This is a genomic window from Rhizobium sp. CB2179 (assembly GCF_057653455.1).
The window spans coordinates 3,774,148-3,790,878 of sequence record NZ_CM172781.1 but is presented as its reverse complement, the minus strand read 5'-3'; the positions used below and the strand labels follow the sequence as shown (position 1 = coordinate 3,790,878).

Sequence of the window (16,731 nt, the reverse complement as noted above, 5' to 3'; positions counted from 1 at the left end):
CAGTGGCATCGAGACAAATCGTCTTACTTGGCGGGGACTTCGATCTCCTTGCCGACCGTCAGGTGACGCGGGTTCGGCTTGCCATTGGCATCCGAAAGCTTCCGCCACAGCGTGCCGTCGCCATAGAAGGTCACGGCAAGATCCCAGAAGGTGTCGCCCGCTGCGATGACGTGGGTGGAAGGCGTCGTCGCGGCAGGTGTGGAGGCTGCCGGTGCCGGCGTCGGTTCAGGAGCGGGTGCGGGTGCTGCTGGCGCCGGTGCAGCAGGTGCGGGAGCCGGCTCGGTGGATGGAGCAGGAGCAGCCGGTGCAGGGCTGGGTTCGGTAGATGGGGTCGGAGCAGCAGGTGCGGCAGGCGCCGACTCGGAAGCGGAGGGTGCAGGCGCTGCCTGCGCCAGTTCCGTGACGCGGCCATCCGTGTAGGGCTTGTAGGGTGAATGCGCGGCGACGTATTCGGCCGTCACGTCGGCAAGATCCGGGCCGAAATCATAGGCGTTCTGGCCTTCCTTGAAGATCGTATAGCCGTCGCCGCCGCCCCGCATGAAGTTGTTGGTGGCGACCTTGTAGGTCTTAGCCGGGTCGATCGGAGCGAAATTGTCGCCGTCCTTCACCTGAACGTCGCTGACACGGCTGTCGACGGGCTTCGACTGGTCGAAGGAGAACTTCAGGCCGGCGACCTGCGGGAAGCGGCCGGCGCCCTGGTCGATCTGGCTGACGCCGTTTTCGAGCGCCTTGACGACGTTTGCGCCGGTCAGCTCAAACGTAGCGAGCGTGTTCTGGAAAGGCAGGACGGTGATGACCTCGCCCTGGGTGATCTCGCCGCCGTCGATCGACGCACGCAGGCCGCCGCCGTTCTGAACGGCAATGGTGACGCCCTGGTTTTTAGTGCGATCGAGCATGGCGTCTGCCACCAGATTGCCCATCGAGCATTCCTTGACGCGGCAGACCTTGCGGTCGCCTTCGATCGGGCTTTCGGAAGAGCCGATCACCTTTTTGCGCAGGTCCTCGATCGGTTTTGCCAGTTCGGCGATACGGGTGAGGACGGCCGGATCGGGGGTGAAGGTGGAATCGATCACGATCGGATCGCCCTTGGCATCCTTGACGACGCCGCTATCGTCGAAATTGACGACGAGATCGCCGAGATACTTGCTGTAAGAGGCAGCCTGGACGACCGGCACCTTGTAGCCGCCGGGATTGTCGACCATCGTCGGATACGGACCTTCAGCCTTGGGGTCGGTATTGGAGAGCAGGCTGTGGGAGTGGCCTCCGACGACGACATCGACATCGGGGATCTTGGCGATCAGGGCGAGATCGCGGGGATAACCGACATGGGTCAGCGCGATGATCTTGTTGACGCCCTGACCCTTCAGATCCTGAACGGCTGAAGTAATGCTCTGGACGTCATCTGCGATCGTGACGTTCGGGCCGGGGGAGGAAAGCTCTGCCGTATCATTGGTGACGGCGCCGACGATGCCGATCTTCTGGCCGCCGACATCGAGCACCAGCGAGGGCTTGATGCGGTCGCCGAGCTTGGAGGCTGCGGTCGCCTTGACGTTCGCCGTCACGACAGGGAACTGCACCTTGTCAAGGAAGGTCGCAAGCCCGTCTTCGCTGTCGTCGAATTCATGGTTGCCGACGGTCATGGCGTCGAACTTCATCAGGTTCAGGAATTCGGCTTCGGCTGCCCCCTTGTAGGTCGTGTAGAAGAGCGAGCCCTGGAAATTGTCGCCGGCATTGAGGAGGAGGACGTTCTTGCCGGATAGCGCCTGACGGCGCTGGTCGATCGCGGTCTTCAGGCGGGCCGCACCACCGAAGCATTCCTTCTTGCCTTCCTCCTCGGCCGAGCAGGTGGAGTCGAATTTGTTGATCGATTCGATGCGCGAATGGAAATCGTTGATATGAAGAATATTGAGTTCGTAATCCGCAAAGGCGGCGCCCGCGCTCAGCGCTAGCATGGACGCGGTCAAAAGACCGAAGCTGAAAGACTTCGTCATCCCTGTTCTCCTGATTGAGGCGAAAGATCCCCCTGATCCTCGCCGATCCCTTTTATCGTGCGCCGGGGCGGTTTCCCGGCCTGCGGATGTTCCATCAGACGATGCACGACCGCAAGAGAAAGCTGGGCCAGGCGGGACGCTTTCCAAGGGGGCAGGGGAAAAAAGCCGAGTTCCTATCCCAGGCATTCGCCGTCGGCGGCGTTTCGATAGAGTTCGTGCACGGCCTCGGCAATATTCGGAACCGTGGCGAGCGCGATGATCAAGCAGAGAACGGAAACGAGGCGATGAAAGCGCCGGCCGGCCCGATAGGCAAGGAGCGCGCCTGCGCCATAGATCAGGACGGCAGGCACTGCGAAGATCAGCACCTGCAGCGGCCCGTCGCAATCGGGAGCGGCGATGCCCTGGGCACGATAGACATTGGCGGGCGAAACGACCGCAAGTGCCGCAAGCGGCATGGCGAGCAGCAGGACGAGATAAGAGGCGAGGGCCCGCATGGTGTGCTTAGTCTAGCCTATCGCCGCATCTTTCAGCCGCGGCGGGAAAGCGTGAACTGTGCGCCGGAATCGGAGGTGCAATTGAGCTGGCTCGGGTTGACGAGGGCGCAATTGACCTTGGACTGGGTCTTGCGCACCAGCGAGGTCATGTTGATCTCGACCAGGGTCGGTGAGGTATTGATATAGGTGCCCGAGGCAAGAAGCTGGTTGCTGTCGGTGGTGCGGGTGGTGAAGCTACCGCCCTGGAAGGTGGAAACGATGCCGTTCGGATCGCTCCAGTTGCCTTCGACGCCAGTGGCGGCGGGCGCGGTTGCAACCGGCAAGCGACGCGGCTCTGATGAAACGCAGGCGGCAAGAGCGGCCGCTGCACCGACAAGAACGAGACCAGTTCTGATTTTCATAAGGCTTCTCCCGGCGAATCGGCGCGGCGGACAGCCGCCAAGTTCGGGCAAAACATGGCGCGCGCCCGGCATGAAGGCAAGCCTTGGTGGGGCGGCGAGCGGCATTTAGACAGCCGGCGTTACAAAAATGCCCGCCTTGCGGCGGGCATTGTCAAAGCCGTGCAGACAATCTCAGCGAACGAGAATGTTCCTGAACTGCCACGGATCCTTGGTGTCGATATCCTCGGGGAAGAGGCCCGGGCGGCCGTCCAGCGGAGTCCAATCGGTATAGTGGCCCTCGACCGGGCCGAGATAGGGCATCTGCACTTCGAGGCAGCGCTTGTAATCGATCTCGTCGGCTTCGACGATGCCGGCATTCGGGTTTTCCAGCGCCCAGACCATGCCGGCGAGAACGGCGGAGGTCACCTGCAGGCCGGTGGCGTTCTGATAGGGCGCGATGCGGCGGGTTTCTTCCAGCGACAGGCGCGAGCCATACCAGTAGGCATTCCTCTCGTGGCCGTAGAGCAGGACGCCGAGTTCGTCGATGCCATCTTCTAATTCGTCCTCGTCGAGAACGTGATGGACCGGCTGCGGCGTACCGCCATTGCCGAACATCTCGTGCAGCGAGAGCACGGCGTCGTTGGCCGGATGGTAGGCATAGTGGCAGGTCGGGCGGAAGGTCACTTCGCCGTCCTTGTCGCGGACCGTGAAAAAGTCGGCGATCGAGATCGACTCGTTGTGGGTGACGAGGAAGCCATATTGCGGGCCGGGCGTCGGGCACCAGGTGCGCACGCGGGTGTTGGCGCCCGGCTGCTCCAGGTAGATCGCCGCCTTGTTGCCCTTCTTGTGCTTCTTGGCGTTTTTCGGCATCCACTCTTCATGCGTGCCCCAGCCGAGTTCAGCCGGCTGCAGGCCTTCAGAGATGAAGCCTTCGACAGACCAGGTGTTCCAGAAGACGTTGAGCGGCTTCGGATGCTTGGTGCGCTGGGTGTCGCGCTCGGCGATGTGAATGCCCTTGACGCCGACCTTCTTCATCAGCTTTGCCCAGCCTTCGCGATCATGCTGGTCCGGCTCCTCGAACTTGAGGCCGATGTCGTTGGCGAGGTTGACGAGCGCCTGCTTGACGAACCAGGAGACCATGCCCGGATTGGCGCCGCAGGTGGAGACGGCGGTGGCGCCGCCCGGGTTCTTCGCCTTTTCCTTGCGCATGGTTTCGCGCAGCGCATAGTTGGTGCGGTCGGCATTGCTCATGCCCTTGTCGAAATAGAAGCCGAGCCAGGGCTCGACGACGGTGTCGACATAGGGAACGTCGAGTTTACGGCAGAGCTTGATGATGTCGAGCGAGGAGGTGTCGACCGAGAGGTTGACGCAGAAACCCTGACCTTCGCCTTCCGTCAGCAGCGGCTTCAGCAGTTCCTTGTAATTGTCCTTGGTGACATATTCCTTGATATGGCGAACGCCGTGCTTCTTCAGGATCTCCATGTCGGAGGGCTCTTCACGAGGGTCGATGACGACCATCCGGCTCTTGTCGAATTTGAAATGGCGCTCGATCAGGGGCAGGGTGCCGCGGCCGATGGAGCCAAAGCCGATCATTACGATCGGACCGGTAATTTCGGCATATACCGGATAATTCTGTTCCGTCATTCTTTTCTCCTGTGGAAGGCGACGAAGGCGTTCAGCCCGAAGAATTGTTTTGAAATTGCCGCAGAGAGTGCGAGGTGACCGGCTCTAACCATAAAACGACGTCACAATAAAGAGCATTGACGGGGAAAGGCCAAATATCGAGCGGCGATAGGGCCGGCGAGGCTGCCCTGGGATCGGCAGCCCGCATCGATTGGCTTAACCAATGACGGTGCCCTGGTGGAAGAGCATGCGCCAGTGCCCCTCCTCTTCCAGCCGCCAGATGGAACTGCGCAGCGTCCGCCTTTTGCTTCCGTCGGTGTCTGTGTAAATGGCGCGGTAGGTGACGAGCGCGATGTGCTCCGCAAGTCTTTGGGTTTCGAAATGCTCGCCGCGGGACGTTCCCGTCCGTTGCTCGGCCAAAAGACTGGGCACAATGACGTCGAAGGTATAGAGCCGTCCGGAACTGCCGATTTCACGGAAATCGCGCGAGAGCAGCGTAGTCAGCATCTCCCGCGAGGCGCGAACCGATGGCTCGAAGAGTTTTTCCTCGAGCTCTTTCAGATGGGCGGCGAGATCATTCATGATCGGCTCCTGTCAATTCAGCGCTTCAGGGTTTCCAGCCCTTCGACCGCGGTCGTTACGGCAAGCTCGGTGATGTCGTATTCGGCGACGCCGTGGATGGTGAAGGGATCGGCGGCGACATAGGTCTCGATCGCAGCGCGATCGCCGATTGCGAGGATCACGCCGCCGGTGCGCGGCACCTTGCGGCCGGAAGCGAGGAACCAGCCCTTGGCATAACCCTCCTTCACCCAGGCCATGTGCGGTTCCATGTGCCTGTCGGCTTCATCGTTGGGTTTCACATAGGTGAGCGAGAGAATGAACATGGTCAGCTCCTGATGAGATTTGCGCGGATCAGGCCGCGCAGCGAATTGCCGATATAGAGCGTGCCGGCATTGAGATCGGCAGGCGTGATTCGGCCGACGCGGGCCTTGCGGTTGCAGATCAATTCGGTGCGCAGCACACCGGCGAGCAGGCCGCAGGAGATCGGCGGAGTGCGCAGAACGCCGGTTCCGTCGTCCAGGAAGATCGAGGTGATGGTGCCATCGCAGACTTCGCCGCGCTCGTTCAAAAGGATAACTTCATCGGCCTCGGCTGGCGTGTATTCGGCGCGTGCGGTCTCGTAGACGGCACGGCGCGTGGTCTTGACGCGCAGCAACCTGTCGGCGGAATTCAGGCGGGTCTCGGCGAGGCGGACGGTCCAGACCGTGTCCGGTGCGAGCGGAACAAAGGCGGCGCTCGTTACCTCGATGTGGCCTTGCGCGTCGAAGGTCAGGCGGACGCGTAGCGGACCGGCAGCACCCACAACGGCTTCGTCGAGCTTGGCCGCCGCCTCGATCGGCTTCGGGAAGCCAAGCCGACGGGCGGAGCGGGAAAGCCGGGCGAGATGCAGCCGCAGGCGGATGAAGCCCTCGCCGGGCTGCCAGCGCAGCGTCTCGATCAGCGAAAAATCGATCATCGCGCAATCCATTGGTCGCCGACAGCGAAGCGGGCCTTGAGCAGACATTCCTCATATTCGGCCTCGGCGGTCGAATCGAAGACGATGCCACCGCCGACATTGAAGACGGCCCTGCCGCCGTTAAAAAGCGTGATCGTTCGGATGGCGACGGAAAAACGCATGGCGCCGGTAGGCGAGATCATGCCGATCGCCCCGCAATAGGCGTCGCGCGGGACATCCTCCAGCGCATGGAGGATTTCCATTGCCCGCATCTTCGGCGCGCCGGTGATCGAACCACAGGGGAAGAGCGCGGAGAAGATGTCGCGGATCGAAAGATCGGGGCGGAGCCTTGCCTGGACATGGCTGACCATCTGGTGGACGGTCGGATAGGTCTCGATGTCGAAGAGCTTCGGGACGTCGAGCGTGCCGACTTCGGTAATGCGGGAGATATCGTTGCGCAAGAGATCGACGATCATGCGGTTTTCCGCCTGCGTCTTGATATCGCGGCGCATGGCCTCGATGATTTCGGCATCCTCGGCGGCGGTCGCGCCGCGTTTCGCCGTGCCCTTCATCGGATGGGTCTCGATCCAGCCCTCTTCATCGGTGCGGAAGAAAAGTTCGGGCGACCGCGAAAGGATGATCGGGCCGCCAAGATCGACCAGCGCGCCGTATTTGACCGGCTGGCGTTCGATCAGCGACCAGAAGGCCGCACGGTGATCGCCGCTCCAGCGGGCCTCGATCGGCATGGTGAGGTTTGCCTGATAGGCGTCGCCGAGCCGCAGGTGCTGGTGGAGACGCTCGAAACGCTCCTTATATATAGGAAAATTCCAGGCGGCCTTCGGAGCGGTGAGGAATTCCTCGTTTTCGGGGCGCTGTTTTGGCTGGGCAAGCGGATGCGTATCGGCCTGCGGAGCGTCGAACACGCCGAAACAGAGTAGCGGGGTTTCGCGATGCTCCCCGGCCAAGGGAGCAAGTTTTTCCTCGAAGAGGTATCCGGCCTCATAGGCCAGGTAACCGGCAAGCCATTTGCCTTCGGCCTTGGCCTGCTCCATCCGGGCAAGACCTGCAAAGAATTCGGCGGCAGTCCGGGCAACGATGATCTCTGCCGGCTCGGCAAAGAGCATCACCTGTCCGGTCACGTCGTCGCGGAAGAGAATAGTGGGTTGGGTTTCGGCCATCGGCGGCGTCTTTTCTTGGAGCGCGATCCCTGGTCCGCCTGCCGGCGCCTCTTCCCGTTTGCGGGAAGAGGTTTGGCGTGGGGACAGGGTTAATCAGGCCGCTCGATCCAACGCTTCCAACTCGTCGATCAGCCCTTCGATCATCGACAGGCCCTGGCTCCAGAACGACGGATCGGTGGCGTCGAGGCCAAAAGGCTTCAGCAGTTCCGAGTGATGCTTGGTGCCGCCGGCCCTCAGCAGTTCGAAATACTTCTCCTGAAAGCCCTTCTCGGCTTTCTGGTAGACGGCATAGAGCGAATTTACCAGGCAATCGCCAAAGGCATAGGCGTAGACATAGAAGGGCGAGTGGATGAAATGGGGGATATAGGCCCAATAGGTCTCGTACCCTTCAGAAATGCTGATCGCCGGCCCGAGGCTTTCCGACTGGACGGAGAGCCAGAGTTCGCCGATGTCGTCAGCTGTGAGTTCGCCAGCTTTACGAGCGGTGTGGAGCTTGCGCTCGAATTCGTAGAAGGCGATCTGGCGCACGACCGTGTTGATCATATCCTCGACCTTCTGGGCGAGCATCGCCTTGCGCTCGCGCGTATCGGTGGTCTTTTGCAGAAGCGCGCGGAAGGTCAGCATCTCGCCGAAGACGGAAGCGGTTTCGGCAAGCGTCAGCGGCGTCTGGCACATCAGCGCTCCCTGCGCGCCGGCGAGAACCTGATGCACGCCGTGCCCGAGTTCATGGGCAAGCGTCATTACATCGCGCGGCTTGCCCATATAATTGACGAGCACATAGGGATGGGCCGAGGGAACCGTCGGATGCGCGAAGGCGCCGGGCGCCTTGCCGGCACGAACCGGAGCATCGATCCACTGTTCGTCGAAGAACCGCCTGGCGATATCAGCCATCTCGGGGGAAAAATTGCCATAGGCCGATAGCACGGTGTCCTTCGCCTCCGGCCACGAGATGATGGCGCTGGAGGTTTCCGGAAGCGGCGCGTTGCGGTCCCAGAAATTCATCTGCTCCATGCCAAGCCATTTCGCCTTCATCTTGTAATAGCGATGCGAAAGGCGGGGATAGGCTTCGCGGACGGCTGCGGCCAGCGCATCGACGACCTCGCGCTCGACGCGGTTTGCCAGGTGTCGGCTGTCGGCGATGTCCTCGAAGCCGCGCCAGCGGTCGGCGATCTCCTTATCCTTGGCAAGCGTGTTGGTGATCAGCGTAAAGGTGCGGATATTCGCCTTGAAGGTTTCGGCGAGCGCCATGGCTGCCTTGCGGCGCACTTCCGGATCCTTTTCCTGCAGCTTGTTCAGCGCCACTTCGAGCGGCACTTTCTCGCCATCGATCTCGTAGCGAAGTTCCGCCATGGTTTCGTCGAAGAGGCGGTTGAAGGCTGCGGCTGATGTCATCGACTTCTCAAGGAAGAGCTGTTCCAGCCTATCGTCGAGCTGGTAGGGCTTGTCCTTCCTGAGGTCGAGCAGCCAAGGGCGATAATGTCCGGCGGCGGGATCATTCGCCATGCAGGCGTCGATCACCGCGTCGTCGATGCGGTTGAGTTCCAGCGCGAAGAACAGGAGATGACCGGAAAATTCGGTGATCTTGGCCTGTACGTCGCCGTAGAGCTTGCCGTTTGTCGGGTTGGTGGTATCGGAGAAATAAGTGAGGCCGGCAAAGGAGCCGAGGCGGCCGATGATGTCGTCCAGCGCCTCATATTCCTTCAGGGCCGCGCCGATGCCCTCGGCGCCGGTCTTCGCCGTCGCCTCCGTGAGTGTGCCCTTCCACTTTTCTTCAAAGGCGATCGCGGCCTTGCCGGCTTTTTCCATGTCGGCGACGAAGGCGGTGGAGGTGGCGGAGGGATAAAGATCCTGCAGCTTCCAGACCGGCAGAACGCCGAGCGCCGGATCGGCGGCCCCAGCTGGCGCTGCTGCCGATAGAAGAAGGCCGGCGTGCGGGAGCTTGATTTTCATGGGCGCATTCCTCTCCACATTCATAACAGACTGCTTGTCTAAGCGCGCTAAGGCCCGGCATCAAGGGGCTTTCGGCGCATGAAAGGCCTCGCTTCGGCACGAAATCGACCCGTTGCAATCGTTAAAATGCAATTATTTCTCAAAACTGGATGTTCAAGCCTTGCTGTCAGAGTGCGCTTTATGGTTTCGCATGAAGTGAGGCGACAATGACCGGTTACAATGAGCTCAAGGGAGCAGGGCAAATCCTCGTGGTCGAGGACGACCCCGTGCAGCGCCGCCTGCTCAAGAACGCAATCGAGCGTCACGGCCATGTCGTGCACCAGGCGGAAAATGGCCGTATCGGCCTGGAAATGGTCAAACGCGACAGCGGCCTTTTCAACGTCATCGTGCTCGACCTGATGATGCCGGAGATGACCGGCCTCGAATTCCTCGATGCGCTTCACGAATTCGGCACGCAGATCCCTGTCATCGTGCAGACGGGGCAGGGCGGCATCGAAACGGTGGTGCAGGCCATGCGCGCCGGCGCCTTCGATTTCGTCGTCAAGCCGGTCTCGCCCGAACGCATCGCCACTTCGATCTCGAACGCGATGAAGCTCGACCAGCGCGAAGTCAAGGCGCGCGCCGGACGCCGGTCGCGCTCAGGTTCGGTTGGCTTCGACGATATCGTCTCGGCAAGCCCGGCGATGCTCCGCGTCATCGATCTCGCCCAGCGGGCGGCTCAGTCCAACATTCCCGTCGTGCTCGAAGGCGAATCCGGCGTCGGCAAGGAGCTGGTGGCGCGCGCCATCCAATCCGGCGGCGACCGCTCGAACAAGCCCTTCGTCACCGTCAATTGCGGGGCGATCCCGCATAATCTGGTCGAGAGCATTCTCTTCGGTCACGAGAAGGGCGCGTTTACCGGCGCGACCGAGCGCCACATCGGCAAATTCATGGAAGCCGACGGCGGCACCATCTTCCTTGACGAGATCGGCGACCTGCCGCTCGAAGTGCAGGTGAAACTCTTGCGCGCCGTCCAGCAGGGCGAGATTGAGACCGTCGGTGCGCGCACCGCGCACAAGGTCAATGTCCGGCTGATCTCGGCGACCAACAAGGATCTGATCGAGGAGGTCAAGAACGGCCATTTCCGCGAGGATCTCTACTATCGCCTCAACGTCTTCCCGATCACCATTCCGGCGTTGCGCAAACGCAAGGAAGATATTCCGCATCTGGTGCGCGTCTTTGCCGACCGCTTCTCCAGCGAGCAGAAGAACGGCCGCCGCATGACGGTGAATGCCGGCACGCTGGCTTTGCTGACCGCCTATGACTGGCCGGGCAATATCCGCCAGCTCGAAAACGCGATCTTCCGCGCAGTCGTCCTGGCCGAAGGGCCGGAGCTGACCGAGGCTGATTTCCCGCAGATCGCCGCCCAGCTTCCGGAATATGACGTGGTGGATCACCTGGCCCTCGTTGCCGACAATACCGGCCTCGATCCCGACAACGGCTATGGCGAGGACTTCAGGGCGTCGATGTCGGGGGAGGTACACCACCACCGCCTGTCCGAGGCCTCGGAAAACGCGATTGCCAGCGTCAATCCTGCCGGAGACGTGCGCAAACTTGCCGATGTCGAGGAGGAACTCATCCGATTCGCACTCAAATTCTATCGCGGGCAGATGAGTCAAGTAGCGCGCAAGCTCGGTATCGGCCGATCCACACTTTATCGCAAGCTCAAGGACTACGGCATAGACCCTGACAATCCCCAGAAAGATGCGGCTTAAGCGCTTTTCATTAAGATTAAGGCAACCACGTTTTGTTACTAGTCATAAACCACTTGTTAGTGGCGCGTTCACTATGTAAAGAAAAGGTTGATCATGTGTGGCATTTTTGCCATCGTGTGACCGCATTTGACAGTCATCTGAGACAGTACGGGACATTGTCTGTCTGACGGGGATCGAGTTGCCGAATCTGAATGGGAATTCCAAGCCTTCGCGCTTGAGCTGGCGTTTGTTGTGCGCCGACATTTGCGGAAAGGCAATAAGGACGGTAGCGGCCGCCCTTCTTGCGCTCGCGGTTTCCTCACCGGTATTCGTTGGTACGCCTTCGCAGGCAGCGGGCGACACCCGCAGCCTCAAGCTCTATTTCATTCATACCGGCGAAAAAGCCGTCATCACCTACAAGCGTAACGGCAAGTTCGACCCCAAGGGTCTGGAGCAGCTAAACCGCTTCCTGCGCGACTGGCGCAAGAACCAGCCGACGAAGATGGACCCGCGCCTGTTCGACCTGATCTGGGAGGTTTATCGCCAGAGCGGTTCGAGGGACTACATCAACGTTGTCTGCGGTTTCCGTTCGCCGGGAACCAACGAGCTGCTGCGCGGCCGCTCGCGCAATTCCGGCGTCGCCGAAAAGAGCCAGCATATGCTTGGCAAGGCGATGGACTTCTTCATTCCCGACGTCAAGCTGGCGACGTTGCGCGGCATCGGCATGAAGATGCAGGTCGGCGGCGTCGGCTTCTATCCGAAATCGGGCTCGCCCTTCGTGCATATGGATGTCGGTGGCGTTCGCGCCTGGCCGCGCATGAGCCGCGACGAGCTTGTCCGGCTCTTCCCGAACGGCAATACCATCCATATTCCGGCCGATGGCAAGCCGCTACCGGGCTACCAGCAGGCGATGGCCGACTATAAGCGCCGCGCCAGCGGCACGCAGATCCAGATCGCCAACGCTTCCGAATCGGCGCCAAAGCACAAGACGTTGTTTGCCGCGCTCTTTGGCGGCGGAGCGGACGAGCAGGAAGACGAGTCGGATGATTCCACGCCTGTTGCCGTCGCCAAGGCGACGCCGCCGAAGGCCGAGCCTGCTCCCGCCGAGCCGCAACAGACCGAAGTCGCCGATCTGAACGCGCCGGTGCCGCAGGTTCGCCCGGCATTCAGCAACCAGCCGGCGGCCAGCGAAGTGGCGAGTGCACTCGTCGCGCCGCCTTCGGGTAATGCCGCACAGCAGGCTCTTGTGGCGGCCCTTCCGGCCGATCAGGCCCAGCCGCAGCAGTTCGCCGATCTCAGCGCCTACAGCATTCCGGTTCCCTCGCTTCTCGGCCAGCGCCGCGCGCCTGGCGACGCCGAGGTTGCAGCGACCGATCCCGTGCTGACGGGTGCGAATGGACTGCCGGTTCCGACGCCGATCGAACGCCCTTCCGTTGCCGAGAACCTTCTTGCCGCGGCCGATGCCGATCCGGAAGCAGAGGCCGACGAAGCCGATCAGGACGCGCTGTCTCCTGCCGTTGCCGATGCGCTCGACCAGCAGCGGAACGAGGGGGAAAGCCAGATCGCGTCGAAGGCTCCGCCGCAGACGGTCGAGCAGGCGATCAACGCCGCGATGACGCAAAAGGCGCCTGCCGCAACAAAGCCGCCGCTCGAACTCGCGGCATTGGCGCCGATGACCAAATCGGCAAGCTTTGGCGACGGCTTCGACGAACCGGCTGTCGAAAGCGCCGTGGCGCAGGGGCTTCCCGCAAAGGGGGGGCGCCCGACGCATAAGGAAGCCGCGGCAGCAGATGCCAGCCGCACGACGGTGCGCACCGAGCCGAAGCTGACGGAAAAGATGATCTCGCAGTGGGCGCTCACCAATGCCCGCCTCGAAATGGCCTCCAAGCAGGTCAAGGCGCCGCGGTTTGTCAGCCAGACGATGCGCGCCCAGCCGACCGCCGTCTATGCCGAGGGCTTCAACATCAAGACCGCTTCGGTCGACCCGGCCCGCTTCAGCGGCACGGCTGTGAACTTCATGGAAGTGCGCAAGTTCAACACGAACTGAACCTGCCAATCGCGGAAATGTCGAAAACCGCCGGAGCGATCCGGCGGTTTTTCTTTTTTATTTCGATCCGGCAAGCTGGCTGTTTAGGCAGTTGGTTCCACCGCAAAAGAAAAGCCGCCGGGAGGCCGGCGGCTTGTCGACATCGGTAATGCCGGAAGGATCAGCCTTCCGGCGGCGACTCGATCATGCCGAGCGCGAGCAGGTAGGTGTCGAGGATTGCTTCCTCTTCCATGCGTTCCTGCTCGTCCTTCTTGCGCAGCGCCACGACCTTCTTCAGGATCTTGGTATCGAAGCCCATTCCCTTGGCTTCGCCATAGACGTCCTTGATGTCGTCGGCGATGGTCTTCTTTTCTTCTTCCAGCCGTTCAATGCGCTCGATGAAAGCGCGAAGCTGATCGCGGGCGACGCCATGAGCATCAGACATCGTGTTCTCCTGGTTTTTTGGTGATCAATTTTGGATGCCAGTGACTGCCGCGAAGCGGCGTCACGGTCAAGCCTGTTCGGGGCCAGCCAAGCTATTTGTGTGGGTTGTTCAGTTCAAAAGCAGCCTTTTGCACAGGCGAGGCTTCGTTCTGGTGAAGATTCTTCCAATCCTCATAGGACATGCCATAGACCATTTCGCGCGATTCGTCCCTGGTAACCGGGACACCTTCGGCCTCTGCGGCTTCGCGATACCAGTTCGACAGGCAGTTGCGGCAGAACCCGGCCAGATTCATCAGATCGATGTTCTGAACGTCGCTGCGTTCGCGAAGATGTGCGACGAGGCGGCGGAAGGCGGCAGCTTCGAATTCGGTCTGTTGTTCCTTGCTGAGCGCGGTCATCTCGCTTCCTTTCGTTAAATGAGGCCCTTCGTTCAATAGGGGCCGGTACGCGACAGATGAACGTCGTATGCATGCAGAGCGGGATCGGCATTCATCGCCGCAAAGATCGGCGCCAGGCGTTCGGCCCATGCGGATATGCCGGTCTCGTCTCCGATCAGGTCTTGGCGCACCTCGAGCAGCGCATGCGGAATGCCTGTGATCATGCAATGGCGGTACATGGTATCGCCCTTCAGCGCGCCGTCATAGGGTTCGTTGTCGCCGACGGCGAGATCGGGGTCGGCGCGCAGCAAGTCGAGCAGCGGGCCGACGGCGCGATGGTCGCTGTCCCAGAGCACGGCGGCGTGCCAGGGACGGGGAATGCCTTTCCAGGCCGGCGTGAATGAATGCAGCGACAGCACCAGCGGCGCTCTGCCGGCGGCATTCGCCACGTTATCGATCGTTGCGGCGACAGCGTCGTGATAGGGGCGATGGAAGGTTTCGATGCGGTACTCCCATTCCTGCGGCGTGATCGGATGATTGCCTGATATGACGGAGCCGTCGGAGATCTTCATGATCAGTGTCGGATCGTCTTCACCGCGATTCGGATCGATCAGCAGACGCGAAAAGCCGCCGAGCACGGCAGGGACGCCGAGTTTCGCCGAAAGCTGCCGCGTCAGGCCCTCGATGCCGATGTCATAGGCGATGTGGCGGGCGAAGGCCGCCTCGGGCAGTCCGAGCCGGCCATATCGCGCGGGAAGGCGGTTCATCGCGTGATCTGCGAGGATCACCATGCCTTTGTCATGTTTTCCGGATAGGATTTCGAAGGATTGGAAGTCGTCCATCAGGAATTGCCGTTCGTCATTGCGCCGTCTGGCGCAGTGATCGCATGCACCTGCGGTGGGTTCAAGCGTTGCAGGTGGCGAGAGGCTGAGCCGGACCCCTGACGGGTGGATTATGAAAGGAAATATAATCGATTAGCATTGCGTTGACTTTCGCTTGACGGCGGCGCAAGAAGACACGGATACGAATAACCGTGGAGCTATTTGGGAGCCGTGTTGATCCAAGCCGCGCCAAGTTTCCTCACGCGGTCCGGACCGCTGGTCCGTCTCGCTCTGTTCGCTCTTGCAGCCGCCATGCCGTTTTTCATCGCAGATGTCGCACGCGCCGATTTTCGCGTCTGCAACGGAACGCAGAATCTCGTCGGTGTCGCGATCGGATACCGGGCCAAGGATGGCTGGGTGACGGAGGGCTGGTGGCAGGTGCCGGCAACGACCTGCGCCACGCTGATCGAGGGAGAATTGCAGTCGCGCTATTACTACCTCTACGCAGAGGACGCCGCCCGGGGAGGACGATGGACGGGTGACGTGCAGATGTGCGTGGCGGAAAATGAATTCAAGATCTCGGGTGTGCAGGATTGTTATGCCCGCGGTTACCAGAAGATGGGATTCAAGGAATATGATACGGGCCGCCAGGGTAGCTGGATGGTTCAACTCTCCGACACCCCAGGGACGCAAGAAAGCCAGAATTGATGAAGCGTAATCGCAAAGTTAAAATCCTCGCCACCCTCGGGCCAGCCTCCTCCGAGGAATCGATGATCGAGAAGCTGCACCAGGCGGGTGCCGATGTCTTCCGCATCAATATGAGCCATGCGAGCCACGACATGATGCGTATGCTTATCCAGCGCATCCGCTCGGTCGAGGCGCGCTCCGGCCGGCCGATCGGCATTCTCGCCGACCTGCAGGGACCGAAACTGCGTGTCGGCAAGTTCGTCGACGGCAAGGTGGATCTGAGGCCCGGCCAGACCTTCACGCTCGACAACAACGAAGCCCTCGGCGATCAGAGCCGCGTCTATCTGCCGCACCCCGAGATCCTGGAGTCGGTACAGCCCGGCCACCGTCTGCTGATCGATGACGGCAAGCTCGCCCTGCGCGCAGAAAAATGCGACGGCAAGAGCATCGTCACGACTGTTATTTCGGGCACGCGTATCTCCGACCGCAAGGGCGTCAGCCTTCCCGACACGCTGCTCGGCGTCGGCGCGCTGACGGACAAGGACCGCGCCGATCTCGATGCGGTGCTTGCCACCGACGATGTCGACTGGGTGGCGCTTTCCTTCGTCCAGCGTCCCGACGACCTTGCCGAAGTGCGCAAGATCGCCCGCGGCCGCGTCGGCCTGATGTCGAAGATCGAAAAGCCGCAGGCTCTCGAGCGCATCGAGGAAATTATCGAACTTTCCGACGCATTGATGGTCGCCCGCGGCGATCTCGGCGTCGAAATGCCGCTCGAATCGGTTCCCGGCATCCAGAAGCAGCTGATCCGTGCCTGCCGCCGTTCGGGCAAGCCGGTAGTCGTCGCCACGCAGATGCTGGAATCGATGATCTCCGCGCCGGTGCCGACACGCGCCGAAGTTTCCGACGTCGCGACCGCCGTTTTCGAAGGTGCGGATGCCGTCATGCTGTCGGCCGAATCGGCCTCGGGCGACTATCCCGTCGAAGCCGTCACGACGATGGCGTCGATTGCCACCGCCATCGAGCGCGAGCCGCATTATCCCGGCATCATCTATGCCCAGCGCGCCCAGCCGGAAGCGACCGGCGCCGATGCGATCTCGCTGGCCGCCCGTCAGATCGCCGAAACGCTGAAGCTGTCGGCGATCGTCTGTTACACCTCGTCGGGCACGACAGGTCTTCGTGCCTCGCGCGAGCGTCCGCAGGTGCCGATCCTGGCGCTGTCGCCGATCATCAAGACGGCGCGCCGTCTTGCCGTCGTCTGGGGCCTGCATTGCGTCGTCACCCATGACGCGACCGATCTCGACGACATGGTCAACCGCGCCTGCCGCATCGTCGCGGACGAAGGCTTCGGCAAGCCGGGCGACCGCATCATCATCTCGGCCGGTGTGCCGCTCGGCACGCCCGGCGCCACCAACATGATCCGCATCGCCTATATCGGCTCCGACGGCCAGAGCGGCGTCTGATCCGATCGCATCTCTTCGAACGCCCGCTGCCTGAAGAGGCGGCGGGCTTTTTCGTTGACGGACTGGCATTGC

At 61.5% G+C, this 16,731-nt stretch carries 16 protein-coding genes; 4 read left to right on the top strand and 12 right to left on the bottom strand.

Going from position 1 to position 16,731, the window contains the following annotated elements; all coding sequences use genetic code 11:
- Nucleotides 1–23: 23 nt before the first annotated feature.
- From AC244Q_RS18815 to AC244Q_RS18775, 9 genes are all read right to left on the bottom strand, one after another.
- The gene (locus tag AC244Q_RS18815) at nt 24–1,991 is read right to left on the bottom strand and encodes a bifunctional metallophosphatase/5'-nucleotidase (RefSeq protein WP_113548018.1); all 1,968 of its coding nucleotides are present in this window, start codon (nt 1,989–1,991) and stop codon (nt 24–26) included.
- A 173-nt stretch (nt 1,992–2,164) separates the two neighbouring features.
- A complete protein-coding gene (locus AC244Q_RS18810; protein WP_012758938.1) occupies nt 2,165–2,485 on the bottom strand; it encodes a hypothetical protein in 321 nt (106 codons plus the stop codon).
- 32 nt (nt 2,486–2,517) lie between these two features.
- Nucleotides 2,518–2,886 (bottom strand): outer membrane lipoprotein Omp10, encoded by a 369-nt coding sequence (gene omp10 / locus AC244Q_RS18805; RefSeq protein ID WP_012758937.1) that lies wholly within the window; start codon nt 2,884–2,886, stop codon nt 2,518–2,520.
- 171 nt (nt 2,887–3,057) lie between these two features.
- Nucleotides 3,058–4,509, bottom strand: a complete 1,452-nt coding sequence (locus tag AC244Q_RS18800; protein ID WP_017995151.1) for a homospermidine synthase — start codon at nt 4,507–4,509, stop codon at nt 3,058–3,060.
- Between the two features lie 195 nt (nt 4,510–4,704).
- Complete coding sequence (locus AC244Q_RS18795; protein ID WP_012758935.1) at nt 4,705–5,070, bottom strand: nuclear transport factor 2 family protein; 366 nt, start codon at nt 5,068–5,070, stop codon at nt 4,705–4,707.
- Nucleotides 5,071–5,087: 17 nt separating this feature from the next.
- The gene (locus tag AC244Q_RS18790) at nt 5,088–5,372 is read right to left on the bottom strand and encodes a YciI family protein (protein WP_113548016.1); all 285 of its coding nucleotides are present in this window, start codon (nt 5,370–5,372) and stop codon (nt 5,088–5,090) included.
- Nucleotides 5,373–5,374: 2 nt separating this feature from the next.
- A complete protein-coding gene (locus AC244Q_RS18785; protein ID WP_113548025.1) occupies nt 5,375–6,004 on the bottom strand; it encodes an aminotransferase class IV family protein in 630 nt (209 codons plus the stop codon).
- Nucleotides 6,001–7,161, bottom strand: a complete 1,161-nt coding sequence (locus AC244Q_RS18780) for an aminodeoxychorismate synthase component I (protein ID WP_128405930.1) — start codon at nt 7,159–7,161, stop codon at nt 6,001–6,003. Before AC244Q_RS18780 ends, AC244Q_RS18785 begins: the two co-directional genes overlap by 4 nt.
- A 93-nt stretch (nt 7,162–7,254) precedes the next feature.
- Entirely contained in the window at nt 7,255–9,111 is a 1,857-nt protein-coding gene (locus AC244Q_RS18775) for a M3 family oligoendopeptidase (RefSeq protein WP_017995147.1), read from the bottom strand.
- A 206-nt stretch (nt 9,112–9,317) separates the two neighbouring features.
- On the opposite strand from AC244Q_RS18775, the gene AC244Q_RS18770 reads away from it, so the two are divergent.
- Together AC244Q_RS18770 and AC244Q_RS18765 are read left to right on the top strand one after the other, a co-directional pair.
- A complete protein-coding gene (locus AC244Q_RS18770) occupies nt 9,318–10,865 on the top strand; it encodes a sigma-54-dependent transcriptional regulator (protein WP_012758931.1) in 1,548 nt (515 codons plus the stop codon).
- A 178-nt stretch (nt 10,866–11,043) separates the two neighbouring features.
- A complete protein-coding gene (locus tag AC244Q_RS18765; protein WP_128405931.1) occupies nt 11,044–12,891 on the top strand; it encodes a peptidoglycan L,D-endopeptidase MepK in 1,848 nt (615 codons plus the stop codon).
- 160 nt (nt 12,892–13,051) lie between these two features.
- Here the strand turns inward: AC244Q_RS18765 and AC244Q_RS18760 are convergent, their stop codons facing one another.
- From AC244Q_RS18760 to AC244Q_RS18750, 3 genes are all read right to left on the bottom strand, one after another.
- On the bottom strand, nt 13,052–13,315 hold the full coding sequence (locus tag AC244Q_RS18760; protein ID WP_003542853.1) for a DUF2312 domain-containing protein: 264 nt from the start codon (nt 13,313–13,315) through the stop codon (nt 13,052–13,054).
- Nucleotides 13,316–13,406: 91 nt separating this feature from the next.
- Nucleotides 13,407–13,712, bottom strand: a complete 306-nt coding sequence (locus AC244Q_RS18755; protein ID WP_003542852.1) for a DUF1244 domain-containing protein — start codon at nt 13,710–13,712, stop codon at nt 13,407–13,409.
- Nucleotides 13,713–13,744: 32 nt separating this feature from the next.
- Nucleotides 13,745–14,533: an N-formylglutamate amidohydrolase gene (locus AC244Q_RS18750; RefSeq protein WP_128405932.1), complete on the bottom strand. Its 789-nt coding sequence runs from the start codon at nt 14,531–14,533 to the stop codon at nt 13,745–13,747.
- Between the two features lie 201 nt (nt 14,534–14,734).
- Here AC244Q_RS18750 and AC244Q_RS18745 point away from each other — a divergent pair, with 201 nt between their 5' ends.
- Together AC244Q_RS18745 and pyk are read left to right on the top strand one after the other, a co-directional pair.
- A complete protein-coding gene (locus AC244Q_RS18745; protein WP_128405933.1) occupies nt 14,735–15,220 on the top strand; it encodes a DUF1036 domain-containing protein in 486 nt (161 codons plus the stop codon).
- Nucleotides 15,220–16,659 (top strand): pyruvate kinase, encoded by a 1,440-nt coding sequence (pyk, locus tag AC244Q_RS18740; RefSeq protein WP_011653475.1) that lies wholly within the window; start codon nt 15,220–15,222, stop codon nt 16,657–16,659. Before AC244Q_RS18745 ends, pyk begins: the two co-directional genes overlap by 1 nt.
- The last annotated feature ends 72 nt before the right edge of the window (nt 16,660–16,731 follow it).